11 protein-coding genes are annotated in these 13,936 nt (G+C 43.4%); 4 read left to right on the forward strand and 7 right to left on the reverse strand.

Translation table 11 applies throughout. The features are described from left to right. The first annotated feature begins 2 nt into the window (after nucleotides 1-2). Together ACMH5P_RS04595 and ACMH5P_RS04600 are read left to right on the forward strand one after the other, a co-directional pair. Entirely contained in the window at nucleotides 3-725 is a 723-nt protein-coding gene (locus ACMH5P_RS04595) for a hypothetical protein (protein WP_459493146.1), read from the forward strand. Between the two features lie 57 nt (nucleotides 726-782). Beyond that, on the forward strand, nucleotides 783-1,805 hold the full coding sequence (locus ACMH5P_RS04600; protein WP_459493147.1) for an alginate lyase family protein: 1,023 nt from the start codon (nucleotides 783-785) through the stop codon (nucleotides 1,803-1,805). Here ACMH5P_RS04600 and ACMH5P_RS04605 read toward each other — a convergent pair whose 3' ends face one another. Further along, nucleotides 1,806-3,035, reverse strand: coding sequence for a serine hydrolase domain-containing protein (locus ACMH5P_RS04605; protein ID WP_459493149.1), 1,230 nt, complete (start codon nucleotides 3,033-3,035; stop codon nucleotides 1,806-1,808). Between the two features lie 4 nt (nucleotides 3,036-3,039). Beyond that, on the reverse strand, nucleotides 3,040-5,688 hold the full coding sequence (locus tag ACMH5P_RS04610; protein ID WP_459493150.1) for a M14 family metallopeptidase: 2,649 nt from the start codon (nucleotides 5,686-5,688) through the stop codon (nucleotides 3,040-3,042). 145 nt (nucleotides 5,689-5,833) lie between these two features. Between ACMH5P_RS04610 and rhuM the strand changes: the two genes are divergently transcribed. Next, nucleotides 5,834-6,796 carry a RhuM family protein gene (gene rhuM, locus ACMH5P_RS04615; protein WP_459493151.1) on the forward strand — a complete coding sequence of 321 codons (963 nt, stop codon included), beginning with the start codon at nucleotides 5,834-5,836 and terminating at the stop codon, nucleotides 6,794-6,796. Between the two features lies 1 nt (nucleotide 6,797). On the opposite strand, the gene ACMH5P_RS04620 is transcribed toward rhuM, so the two are convergent. From ACMH5P_RS04620 to ACMH5P_RS04640, 5 genes are all read right to left on the reverse strand, one after another. Continuing rightward, nucleotides 6,798-7,679, reverse strand: coding sequence for an alpha/beta fold hydrolase (locus ACMH5P_RS04620; RefSeq protein WP_459493152.1), 882 nt, complete (start codon nucleotides 7,677-7,679; stop codon nucleotides 6,798-6,800). 4 nt (nucleotides 7,680-7,683) lie between these two features. Then, nucleotides 7,684-10,212, reverse strand: coding sequence for a serine hydrolase domain-containing protein (locus ACMH5P_RS04625; protein ID WP_459493154.1), 2,529 nt, complete (start codon nucleotides 10,210-10,212; stop codon nucleotides 7,684-7,686). 113 nt (nucleotides 10,213-10,325) lie between these two features. Further along, a complete protein-coding gene (locus ACMH5P_RS04630) occupies nucleotides 10,326-11,066 on the reverse strand; it encodes a hypothetical protein (protein ID WP_459493155.1) in 741 nt (246 codons plus the stop codon). Nucleotides 11,067-11,227: 161 nt separating this feature from the next. Continuing rightward, nucleotides 11,228-11,770, reverse strand: a complete 543-nt coding sequence (locus ACMH5P_RS04635) for a nuclear transport factor 2 family protein (RefSeq protein WP_459493156.1) — start codon at nucleotides 11,768-11,770, stop codon at nucleotides 11,228-11,230. 108 nt (nucleotides 11,771-11,878) lie between these two features. Next, nucleotides 11,879-13,030, reverse strand: coding sequence for an AraC family transcriptional regulator (locus ACMH5P_RS04640; protein WP_459493157.1), 1,152 nt, complete (start codon nucleotides 13,028-13,030; stop codon nucleotides 11,879-11,881). A 141-nt stretch (nucleotides 13,031-13,171) separates the two neighbouring features. Between ACMH5P_RS04640 and ACMH5P_RS04645 the strand changes: the two genes are divergently transcribed. Then, the gene (locus ACMH5P_RS04645; RefSeq protein WP_459493158.1) at nucleotides 13,172-13,897 is read left to right on the forward strand and encodes a hypothetical protein; all 726 of its coding nucleotides are present in this window, start codon (nucleotides 13,172-13,174) and stop codon (nucleotides 13,895-13,897) included. The last annotated feature ends 39 nt before the right edge of the window (nucleotides 13,898-13,936 follow it).

The following is a 13,936-nucleotide window of genomic DNA, read 5'->3' on the forward strand; positions in this document are numbered from 1 at the left end:
TCATGAAAAAAGCGTACTTTCTACTATACATCGTTTTCATCGGAATGAGTTGCTCCAAAAGCGATTCCATTGCCCCAACCCCAGCCCAACCCAGTACCCCACCTCCTGTTCTCGAAATTGGAGAATTTAGCCTTGAGCTCCCTGAAAACAATAAAAATTGTGAAACGGGGACGACCAATTTAGACAAGGCTGATGTTGAGTTCAAATGGAAGGCCGCAAAGAACGCTTCTAAGTATGAGATTCAGATTACCGATTTGTTGGACGCAAAAATATCCAGCATCATCGATATTACGGGCACATCCAAAACCATCAGTCTTACCCGTGGCAGATCTTATTCCTGGAACATTATCGCCACCAACCCAGGAAGCAAGTCGGTTACATCCGCAAGTTGGAAATTCTATTTATCCGGGGACGGCAAAATAAATCGGGCCCCTACTTCTGCAAAAGCCATTTACCCAGTACCTGGTTCGACAATTAATCTGAATGCGAATGGAACTGTGAAATTCGAATGGCTTTCAGAGGATCCCGACAAAGATATATTGACTTATTCGATTCGCATCGATACGCTAAATAGTAATCAAAAACTTGTGGGTAGTTCTTTTGATTCCAAAACCCCCGTCAAGGAGGTAAAACTGGAAATAGGGAAAATTTATTATTGGTATGTGATTAGCAATGATGGCGCTATTTCCGTCAAATCAGATATTTTCAGTTTCAAACTAAAATAATTTACCTAAACATAGTATTAGGACTTAGCCATTGGCTTTCTTAGGAAAATCCTTCTCATGAAAAAAGGAATAGCTATCCTATTGGGTTTCATCTACCTTCCCTGTCTCGCACAAAGTGAGCTCACCAAAATGGCTGACGCCATCCTTATTCAAGCCAAAGTCTATTCGGTCATGGATAAAGTGCAGATCCCACCCAGCGGCGATAAGCACGATTACATGAGCCAAGGTCCCTATTGGTGGCCAGATACAACGAAAAAAGATGGCAAACCCTATATTCGTCGGGACGGCGTGCGAAACCCAGAAATCGATTTGATTTCCGATTCCGAAGAGATGGATTGGATGACGGAGGATGTGGTTACGTTGACTCAAGCCTACCAACAAACCAAAGAGGAAAAATATGCTGCCTGGGCGACCCGTTTAATCGACACCTGGTTTATTTCCCCTGCCACCAAACAGACGCCTCATTTGAATTTTGGACAAGGCATCCCGGGCATCAATACCGGGCGGGGAATAGGCATCATCGAAACACGCCTATTGTATAAAATCACAGATGCCTCCCAGAAACTACGTGGTTCGAAATCTTGGACCAAGGATAAAGAGCTAGCCCTAAAAACCTGGTTTCGGGACTACCTAACTTGGTTATTGGAAAGTCCCATTGGACAAGATGAGGCCGACGAGCATAATAATCACGGGACCTATTACGACGTACAGGTGGTCAATTATGCCATCTATTTGGGAAAAAAAGATTTGGCAAAAAAACAATTGGAGATGACGAAAAAGCGGATCGAATCCCAAATCAAGTCCGACGGCTCTCAACCCTTTGAAATGGCACGCACCAAATCTTTGGGCTATTGTGTCATGAATCTAGAAGGCTTTTTTCTACTAGCCGAGTTCGCTCAGCAAATTCAAGTTGACCTTTGGAACTACCAAAGTCCCTCCGGCGCGAGTCTCGGAAAAGCGTTCAACTACCTAAAACCTTATCTGATGCATGAGAAGGTTTGGACCTCCCAACAAATCATTCCGTTTAAGGATGATGAGGCCAATTATGTTCTCGAGCAAGGAATTAAAATGTTTCGCTGATTATTTTTTAGTTGGCAAAGCCCCCAACACCCGTTGGATAAAGCCATCCAAAGACTTATCTTCAATCCATCTAGCAACCAGCACAATATCATTCTCCGAGTCCACATAGATGGCATTCGTACCATTTCCAATATGTGCATAGGCAGTCGCCGGCGCCGAAGGATATAACTTACGATCCGTATTCAAAAAGTAATTCATAAAGCCATAACCCACATTCGCCGTTCCGGGTGTCGTGGATTTTTTAATCCAATCCTCTGATAAAATCTGTTTGCCATTCCAATTTCCTTTGCGCAGCGTCAACAAACCTAATCTCGCCATGTCATAGGCATTGATAAACATCCCGCCACCGAAATGTCCGCCTCCGCTCACGGATTGAACCAACTTGCCATCCATCACAATCCAGGCATTTTTATATCCCGTCCATGCCCACGTATTCGACGCACCAATAGGATTCATCAAATTCTCCCGCAATACCTCCGGTAAAGGTTTCCGCCAAACTAAAGTTGCCGCTAAGGCCAACGCATTCACCCGCGTATCATTGTATTTGTACACCGTACCCGGCTCAAAACGCTTGCGTGTCGTCCATTCCGCAATCTTATCCGACGGTCGGTCCGCCCAATCCGGTTTCCCCCACAAGACTCCCTCCCAATCACTCGTTTGGCGCAATAAATGTTCCCAACTAATCTTTCGATTATGCTCGGTTTCAAATGGATAAATGAAGGAAGTCTTCGCGATCGGATTTTGAGAAGCCTGTACCCCTTCCGTATTGGCGACCTCCACCGGTGGCAAATAGGTATAGACCTTGTCATCCAAGGAACCAATCAATCCCTTGTCATAAGCCAAACCCACCACCGAAGAAAGGATACTCTTCGTCACGCTATGCGTCATCTCCACCGAAGACGGATTCCCCCACTCGGCAACGATATAGCCCTTGTAGATTACCAAGCCCGCCGCCGGACCGCGGTCAGCCATCGGCCCAATCGGATCCGAAAAAGGTTCCTTGCCATATTGCATCGCCTGAGAAAGCCATAAATTCTTCGGCAAACTACTCTCCGTGCTTTGGGCAAAGCGAATCGCATCGTTCAACTTGGCCGTATCCAAATTAAAAAAACTGGGAGCCTTGTGCTCCCAATTTTTAGCTGATGGATAATAAACCGAAGGTTTCTGCGCAGACAGCGAGGAAACAATCCCCAATAAAAAGACAAAACCGAAATTTCTTATGTTGAACATAGGTCTACCGACTCTCATACAATTGATTAAACACCATCTTAAACGTGTTATGCGTTTGGCCTCTAAAGGTAACCTCCGGCCCAAATACATATAAATTACCCTTCCCTACTTTCGCCTGAAAGGCCGCGATACCATCCTGTAAATACGTTTGACCAAAGGCCCAACCGCTTCGCAAGGTCTTATCCGAAGCATACCATGCCAATGGAATCAATTCCCCATGCGCAATCGCCTCCGCAGACAAATGAAACACCGGACTTGCGCTGAAATAGATATCCGCCTTGGGCGTCATACCCCAGTTGGCCTTCACCGAATTATCCACCGACACCTGCATCACACTCCCCGGAATATAAAACTTCTCACCCGGCAATTCCTTTTCCTTGCCAGCCACAACCTCCACCAAGGCATTCTTCACCGGCAAGTTCAAGTGATAGGCCAAATTAGCACTTGTTCCAATCGTAATGATATCACCCCCAGCTTCCAAAAAGGCCTTTAAACTCGGGATGGATTTGGCAGCGGTCAACTTCCCTAAAGTCTCTTGGTATTCTGCCGGTATCTCCGACTCTACCGGTTCTTTGGGCACATACTCGCCCGCACCGGCTTCTCCCTTTAATCCCGGAATGGCTCCACGAACAAAGATCAAAACATCAAATTTAGACCGAAGATTTCCCTTATCGATTTCCTTCGCAAAGACCAATTTAAAATCAAACTGATGTTGCTCCAAAATCCAACGCAACCAACCCGATGGCATCGAACCGCCATAAACGTCCCATAGACCGATGCGTTTTGTTCCTAATTTATGGGCAGATTCCGCTGGCATTTTATCCAAGGCTGTAATTTTAACCTGTGCTTTGGCCAAAATAGACGCGGCCGCATCGCTGTGTGCTAGGTAGAAGAACTCCTTCGACTTGCTTACTTCGATGCCGGCCTTCAACAAGGCATTCAACAGTGTAAACGAGGCATTATCGGCCGTTGAAAAGGCATAGTATTTTCCGGCAACAAAAGTAGGCGTCGCAGCCTGCAATTGTCCATACGGAATCGTCTCCAAAGGCGCCTCCAAATCCGTCAAGATACGATCAAACTGAACCCCCATGGTAAAAGCCGGTGTCCAGCCCGCTGAATCATAAGGACGTACCGGCGGACCACCTGGATATTGAAAATCGTTGGGATGATCCTGCGGCTCAAACATATCAATCACATGCGGACGGAAGGCCTGATTCGTTTTCACCACATAAGATCCCTTCGGATAAGTCTTCCCATTCACCACAAAATCCTTCGTTGCACGCTCCACCCGAATTCCACTCTTGATCAGAATATTGACGAAAGCATATTGCGTCGTTGATTGATCCGCTGTTAGGATATAAGCCCGGGCATCACGCGTGGCCGGATTTTTATAGACCACGGCAAACAAACTATCACTCTTCGTTTTTAATTTATTTCCAGCGATGCTGGTTAATTGCTCAACTTTATTGGGCGAAAGTGTCCAATAATCTTGCGAGCCCAATTCGATCGACTTCCGTCCCATCTTGTAAATGTTCATCAAGACCTCTTCGCGGTAGCGTGTCGCGTAATTCAATACGGCATAATTGAGCGACAACGAGTAATCAATCGAGTTTTTAAATAACCACTTACGAGGTGTAATCGGGAATGGCGTCGCCGAATTCGGGATCAAACGATTAGGCACCAAAGGAATATTCTGTGGCGTCGGGCTACCGATGATTTCCGTTAGTAGTCCAATGATGTTGTGGTAATAGGCTGTCGTACGGAGACCACCGTTCCACCAGGTGGAATAGACTGACCCCGACTTCATCGTATAACCCGGTTTTCCCTCCGCATTTAAGCGAGAGCTCATGGCTGCACCGAGGGCGTCGATGCCGGTCACCAACAAAGGATCGTAGACATAATTAAAGGGATCACGGTATGGAGGACCCGCCACTACGGTACCTTCCGGACCAGTTTGGTGGTGATTATAAAGTATTTGCGGCATCCACTCAATGTACTGTTGGCGCGCCATATTTGCCGCCTCACTCGTATTCATCATGTAGAAATCCCGGTTATTATCATGTCCGATGTATTTTTCATACAAACGTGGCAAGAATTCCGTGGAACGCTTGAGGGTATCCTTTTGGCGCATGTACCAGTTGGAGACCAACTCCTGTCCATCCGGATTCGCATGTACAAACAGGATGATGGTATTGTCTAAAATCCGCATCGTTTCCTCGTCGGTGCGCGTCGTAAACTGGTAGATCGATTCGACCAATTGGTGAATTCCTACCGTCTCGGTCGCATGCAAACCCCCATCGATCCAGACAACGGCTTTACCTTCTTTGGCTAAAGCCTTCGCTTCAGATTCAGTGAGATTTTCTGCCCGAGCAAGACGCTGGGAGATGGCCTTGTATTTAGCCAAGTTCTTGATGTTTTTTGGGCTGGAAACAATCAACATGTATTGATTCCGACCCTCTTCGGTCTTTCCGATGGATTGCAATTTCGCACGCGGGGAGGCTTTGGCTACTTTCTGGAAATAGGCCTCTGTCTGCGTAAATGTGGCTAAATGATAATTGTCCCCAATGGAAAATCCAAAATGCGATTTGGGGCTTGGAACCTGGGCCACTAAAATTTGGGCAAGGAAAAATAATAGTAGAGTAAGTTTTTTCATCGTGTTGATTCAGGTAAGGTTTAAAGATAGAAAAAAGGAGGTAAAATGCTAACCGCCCTAGGTCGATTTCAATAAGTTGATAAAGTAAAATAGGGAATATACCACTTCCATTCAACCTTCGTTTAATGATAAAAAACTAACCACCATGAAAAAACAAATTGAAATCTACACGTCTCCCGATGGAAACACACAAATTGACGTTTCATTTGAAGGGGAAACATTTTGGTTAAATCTTAATCAAATATCGGCACTATTCAAAAAGGACAAATCAGTTATTTCAAGGCATCTTAAAAATATTTTTTCAAGCGGGGAATTATCCAGGGATGCAGTTGTTGCAAAAAATGCAACAACTGCAACAGATGGAAAATCTTACATTATTGAATACTTTAACCTAGATGTGATATTGTCAGTTGGATACCGAGTCAACTCTAAAAGAGGAACACAATTTCGTCAATGGGCGACACAGCGATTAAAAAATTATTTAATTGTGGGATACGCGCTTAATGAAAAACGACTAGAACAGAAAAACAAAGAGATTCAAGTACTACATGATGGAATTCGAATTTTAAATCGTTCCATCAAAGAAAAAATCAACAAAAAAGAAGAATTGAATTGGTTAAAGTCATTTAGCGAAGGTTTACAGCTACTAGATGATTATGATCATGAGGCTCTAGATAGAGTTGGAAATAGTAGTCGGGAGACTTCGTTTCCCACTTACAATGAATATAAGGAAATCGTGAACCATTTGAAAATTAAGACACATTCATCCCTTTTCGGCATTAAAAGCAATAACGGATTCGATAGTGCGATTAATCAAATTAATCGTGGATTTGAAGAAGTTGATGCTTACCCCTCAATCGAGGAAAAAGCTGCTGTTTTGCTCTACCTTATTGTTAAAAATCATGCATTTGTGGATGGCAACAAGCGAATTGCTGCAGCCTGTTTTTTATTATTTCTAAATAAAAACAAACTACTATTTAAAAACTCAAGAAAACCCGTAATCGGCAACAAAGAAATTGTAAGCCTAACACTTTTTGTTGCATCTAGCCATCCGGATGAAATGATGAGCGTCAAAAATTTAATTGTTAGCTTATTGAACAGAACTTAATTTATCTCCAAAAATAAAAGGCATCTAACCGCCGATAGGGTTTAGCTAAATAACGCAGTATTTCGGAATGCACTAATTCAGGTTCCTCAAAGGGCGAAATATGCGTAGCATCCGGAACAATGTACAAGGAGGCCTGAGGTAAATGTTGATAGAGCGAAATGGTATGTTCTAGGGTAAACATATCATGATCACCCGCCATGACAAGAAATGGCACTTGAATAGATTTCAATTGCGCCAAGGTGATATTGGGATTTTTAAATGCATTATCAGTCACCTTCTTTCGGGATGCTTCGATTCGACTTTTATTGGGTGCTAAACGCTCATAGGTAGAAAAATATTGAGCCATCTGCTTTTTCGTTTTGGCAAACAGTGGATCCTTAGGATTCATCTTCCACGTTGTATCTACACCTAAAAACACACCTTTGGATTCCCCTAAATAGTTTGCCCCCATAATGACTGCTTTGTCAATTTTCTCCGGATGAATCAAAGCCAATTCGAGTGCGATATCGCCTCCATCGCTCCAACCCACAAACTTGGCCTTTTTTATTTTTAATTGGTCCATGAACCCGTTAACATCCAAGGCCATCTGGGCATAGCTCAATTCCTTTTCATCGCTGTCGGTCGTTCTTCCTTGAGAACGCGAATCAACCGCAATGACGCGGTAATTCTTGGAGAACGCCGCAATCATTCCTCCCATCATTTCTGATGAGCCAAAACCTCCATGAAGTAAGATCAAAGGTTCCCCCTTTCCATAGATTTCGTAATACATAGAGATATCCCCAACTTGAATCCGTTTACCTACAGCCTTATTTGAACCATAAGGGATCTGAGCTTGTGTGACAATTGCCCAAATCATTAAAAACAAAAAGATCGATTTTCTCATCAGATTAATTCGTTAAACTCTTCATTACCCAGTTTTTGAATTCCGTCCTAATTTTGACGGGAGATGCGGATGGACGCTGATATAAGACCATCGCGACCATCTCATGTTTTAAATCAATAAAGAAAATAGGACCCGTAGCTCCACTCCAATGGATCGTACCGGCTGGTCGGGGATCACTCCCAACATCCTTCCGCTTGATCGCATAACCGAAGGTAAATCCATTATTCTTCAAATCGTCCGTTGGCGTAATCGCCGCCTCCAAATTCACAGGCGTCTGATCTGTCTTCATGTAGGCAATCGTCGAGGGCTTCGCGATGCGAACCCCATTAAACTCACCGTCTTGAATGACCATTTGACAGAACTTGAAATAATCTGTCGCCGTCGAATGCAAGCCTCCTGATCCCGAATAGAAAGTCTTTGACCCACTAATTCGAATACTCTTCTCGGAACCTGGATCGATCAAGGCCAAGCCTCCCTTGCCATCCGGTTGGTAATACGACGTAAATCGAGGGGCATCTTTTGGCTCCAAATAAAAGTGCGTATCCTTCATCTCCAAGGGATCTAAAATGCGTTTCTGAACATAATCCTGGAAGGGCATTCCACTTAATTCCTCCACCAAGCGGCCTGCCACCAATAGCCCCGGACCATAAATCCATCCCTCACCCGGCTCGTGGGTTAAGGGTAATTTAGCCAAGTTCTTCACATAGTGCGCGATATCGCTGGAATAGGCATTCTTGGTAATTGCCGCATAGGCTTCGGGCATATTTCCACCATAAGCACTCGGTTGGCCCGTGGTATGAGTCAAAACATGACGTATCAACAACGGTTTAGACGCTTCTCGCGTCTTGTACATCCAAATTCCATCGACACTGTCCTTGGACAACAGAACCTGTTGGGACGCGAATTCCGGCAAGTACTTACTCACGGGATCATTGGGCTTGCACTTGCCATCCTCCATCAAGAGTAAAAGTGCCAGCGTAGCAATGGGTTTTGTCATGGAAGCCAAACGGAAAATGGCATCCTTTTTCATGGGGATATGTGTCTCCAATTGCGACTCTCCCTTTGCCTCGAAGTGTACGATTTTTCCCTTGCGTGCAATGAGCGTCACAGCTCCCGCGATTTCCTTTTGATCGATCGACCGGCCAACTTCCTTTTGGAAATCATCCAATACCTTTGGGTCAAATCCTAAGGCTTTCACTTCGGACGCCTTGACAGGCTCTAAGCTTACGACTTTCGTTTCAGCCTTTTTTATTCCTGCATATACTCCTTTTCGGAATTCGTCCCCAAAATAAAACTGATAGGGATTCGGAGTGGTTAAGGCCCCAATCTGCGTCATGAAAATACCAATGACATCATCTTTGGGATTGACAAAAAAGTGGGTGGAATTCGCTCCACTCCAGAAATATTCGCCAGCTGAGACATTCGTTTTATTGGCCACCGCTGGATTAACTAAAATCCCAAATCCCAAACCGAATCCATAACCCGGTTCTAGGTTCGTACTCCCATCTTCATCCAATGAAATCCCATTGGCTATTTTATAAATCCGTGAGCTTTGATCCGGCTTGCGACTAATTTCGGCCGTCACGTCTGTCCGCATCAAATCGAGCGTTTCTTTTTTCAGGATGCGCTTCCCGTTTAATTCACCCTCATGATACAGCATTTTGGCGAAAGTCAAGTAATCTTGCATCGTACCCCAAAGGGCATTTACTCCGGCAAAAACGGTCACCCCGGAACTTTGAGGCTGCATTTGAGCGCGAACTAAGTTCTTGCCATTTTGAAATTCATAGAGAATCATGGCACGCTTTTGCTGCTCGGGATTCAGGTTATAGCCCATTTCCTTGATACCCAAGGGTTGGAAAATAGTCTTCTTGAGATAAGCATCCGTTGTTTGACCAGATAATACCTCAATTAAACGGGAGGCAACATCAGGTCCAAAGGAATAATTCCATTTCGTGCCCGGTTGATAGGATAAAGGAATCTTCGCCAAAGCTGCTACTCGCTTCTGGATGGTAGTTAAACTTGTATCAAATAAAATAGTATCCCAAATATCCCGATCCATTTTCACTTGGGTGATGCCATGTGACATCCCAGAAGTATGACTAATCAGTTGGCGGATGCTCATCTTGCTATTCGCAGCTACATTTCCACTGGCCATGCCCTTATTAACATCATTCACAACCCGTAAATTCTTGAATTCGGGCAAGTAGTTTTCCACCGGATCATCGAGCTGAAATTTACCTTGCTCATACAAAGTCATGAGAGCAACGGTGATGACAGGTTTGGACATGGATTGCAGATAATAAATCTCTTTCCCGCTCATGGGAACCTGATTTTCTTGGTCGCGCTTTCCATAGAATTTATCGTAAACAACTTTATTTTTATGAAAGACGAGACCATGTACGCCAACGAGTTTTTGGGCCTGTACTTCTTTTTGCAGGTACTGATCGAGCGACTGGAAGTTTTGACTAAATCCCGTAAATACGGTTAAAATGAAAAGACAAAAGGGAACAATTCTAAACTGAAAATATTTCATAGCTGGGTTTAGTTTTGAAAAGGGAATCATTGAGTGAAATAAAGTATCCACTCAATGATTAGGAAGTACTCAAAAATGCTAATTTATTTTTAGAACCAAGAATTAAATCCTGTTTATTGGACAGGTACTCTGCTTAAATGATCCATGCGAATGGTGGTGCGTAATTGATTGGCTTTCTTGTTGATGGCCGCCAACTTAGCATTGCCCTTGCGCTTGGCATTTCGTTCTTCTTGATGTGTATAGTAATCCAAACGAGATTTATCCGGAAGAATCATCATATACGTGTTATTTGGATAACCATCTACCGCTTTATAGATAATGTAGTTATACGAAATACCAATGGCCTTATCCTCGGCATTTGCTTGCTCAATCAATTTCTCATATTCAGCCATCTTGTCGAAAGGAACAGTAAAGAGAACGATCTTACGAAAATCATAATTCTCTACTTTGAAATCAGCAACCATGACCGAGGTATTGATGGATTGTTGCCAAATAGACCGTTGAATCGCTTGAGAACGGTTGGCCGTATTTTCATCTGTGACAGCTTTCAAGGCAACCGCAATTTTATCGGATAAAGCTACGCGCTGGCCGATGTATTTCCCCAAATTCTCATCGCCCCGCACAAAGACCATTCCATAGGTTCTTCCGGATTCAGACGTATGGGCAGCAAAATTATAGCTAATTCCTTTGGTAGCCTCCATCCACCAATTTCGGATGGCAGGATAATTCTTCTTGTAGATGTCGGTGTCCAAGACTCTACTTTCATTGAGTAAAAAATAGGTTTTTTCCGTTGTTTGCGCGGACAATTGAAATGCCATCAAAATCGAAAATACAAACAGGCTAACTCGTTTCATGTTGTAATAATTTATTTAAGGTTAAAGAATGACCCAATTTTCAACTTTCCGAGTGGACGCGAGCAATAAAGTCCCTAAACTTTGTCTTGAATTCAATCAAGCTTGTCCAAAAAACAAAAAAGGAAGGACTCAAGCCCTCCCTTTTTCAAATAAACCCTAACTTATTTCTTCTCTGCAGCAGCTCTCGCGGCCAACTCCTCCATGATCAATTTCGTATCATATAAGTGGATGTCGCTTACGATTTTATCCCCTTGCCAAAGCATCGCGCGGTGCAATGGAATCAAAATATCCTTACCGGTAAATGCGCCCTTAGCCAACATCACTCCCCAAATGTTCGTCCACGTTTCTCCATTATTTAATTTCAACGTAATTACGCGAACACGATCAAATTTAACATCCTTCCAGTTCTTGTATTGGCCTTTGAAATCAGCCAAAAAAGCCTTCTTATCCGTAATGTCCGCGGTGGTGTCACTTGGGTAATAAACACGAATGTTGTCGGCATAAACATCAGCAGTATAGCTCGTATCCTGCGCAGCATAGGCTTCGATCTGCTTTTGAATGGCTTGTGATTTTTCATCCGTACTGATCATCGTACCTCCCAGCGGATCCTTACTTGCATCTGCTGCTGAAACGGCACCTTCTTGCTTTTGTCCACAGGAAAATAAAGCTGTCGCGACAGCGACCATCATGATAATTTTTTTCATTGTTTTGGGGTTTAAAATGAATTGAATGGTGGAAGCTAGGTAAACCTGGATTCAATTCGACCTGATCGAGGCAAGAAATTGTTCCCAAAAAGGATTTGGGAACAATCCTTAGGCTTTCAACTCCTTCAAATAAAAACTGGGATTCACCCCCACATATTTCTTGAATGCCGCATAAAAGGTTGATCGATTAGAGAAACCACTTTGGTAAATATAGGTCTCCATCGTAAACTGACTAAAATTCGACCTTTGATCCAAGAAGTATTGGATGCGCAATCGATTGATAAATTCAGCAAAGGTCAAGCCATAATAGGTCTTGATGGATTTAGACAATTTTGCCCCCGTCATATCCATGGATTTCCCCATGCTCGACAAATCGCATTCGGGGTTCAAATAAACTTGTTGGCCCTTCAACATCTCATCAAATCGTTTCGCTAGCTTATCATGGGAATGAACCTCCAATAAACTCGGTAAAATGGGCTCATTTTCACCCGGTATTTCGTCCGACTCCAAAATACACCCATCCATGTTCTCGAGGACATTGGGCGTCGAAATGAAATACGCAAACAAACCAATTCCCACGATGCATTTGATGACCTGCGAGGGCGGATCGAAGGTATGGTTTAAAAACAAGTTGATGTATTGATAAAACTGCAACAAGAAATAAACCGTCAGCGCTCCGCTTAATAAATTCAGCCAAATCAAGGTTTGTCGGTTCACATAGGCAAAGCGTTCTCCTAAATTCCTTTTGGCCTGAAAAATCTTCAATAGCGACCAAAAACCATACGTAATTCCGACGATGATCGAGACGGGTTGCACAAAACCCGCAGGAATCCAACCCGAAGGTGTACTGATAAACGAGTTATTATGCGCATAATAGGCATCTAAAATAGCTACCTTTTCCGGAGCCGAAAGCAATAAATCAGGCATAATCCCAATCAATACCCCCAGTGGAAAAATCCAATGCAAATATTGGATACGTCGAATCGGGCGATTCGGATGCAGCATACTTTGCACGTAAAAAAACAAGGAGATAGGTAAGAAAGCGCGCAGTATATTCGGTGTTCGAAGGATAAATACCATTTTATAAATATGCTTTGAAGTCAAGGCATAGATGTAAAACTCCAAAAAGACCAAGGCGAAAATGACAAAGATCAATCCGTAAACTTTCTTGATGTGTCCAAAGCGAACCAACAAGTAAAAGATGAAAAACAGACCGATTCCGCTCGTGAGAAAAGAAAGATAAGGAACAAAATCGAACATGGCCTGGTATGCTTTTATAGAATGTCTAAGGGAAATATAGACAAATTTTGTAGAAAACAAGACAAAGTAGCTTCCCGAATTTTCATGTCAGTCATTTAGGAAACGTAATTTTCAGGCATCAAACCAAACCCATCATTTTTTATGAAAAAACTAATTATTCTAAGCATCGCATGCCTTTGGGCAGGATCCGTACTCGGACAAGCGAATACCGCTAATTTTCAGTACTACAAAATCAAGCCGGGTCACCGTGGCGCGTTCAATGAAGCCATGAAAGCACATACGGAGAAATTCCGTAAAGTAGGAACTCCGTACGCTTGGTCCTTCTTTAACCTTTCCGGCGGAAGCCACCACAATGAGGTCATGGCACTTTACAATGTAGGCACCTCTTGGGCACAACGCGATGAAATGGGTTCTTTATTAAATAACTCAGAGGCAGCCAATGATTTCTACCTCAAAGTTTCTCCCCATTTAGAGGGTATCACTGGCGGAGACATCATTACCTATCAAGCCGATTACAGCAACTCCAGCCCAAGTGAGCGTTCAGCGAAAATCCGCTCCAATTTATTGACCTTAAAATATGCGCCTGCACAGGAATTTTGGGATGTCATCAAACGCCTTCCAAAGGCATGGGATAAAGCAGGAATAAAAATCGCGACGTACCAAACTTCTGGAGCTGCCCGTCTGATCTTTTCTCGCCGTTTTCCGAATGGATGGAAAGAATTGGATGAGCCATCCAAATTGAAAGCATCCTACGAGGAGATTTATGGCAAGGGTTCTTACGAGCGTGACATCGCGATTATGCGTAATTACATCGTGGAGAATGAGACGGTGTACATGACTTTCCAGCCCGATTTATCATCAAAATAATTTTAACATAAGTAGGCCTAAATGGCCTACTTACTATTT

This window comes from Aquirufa sp. 5-AUSEE-100C1 (assembly GCF_054558655.1).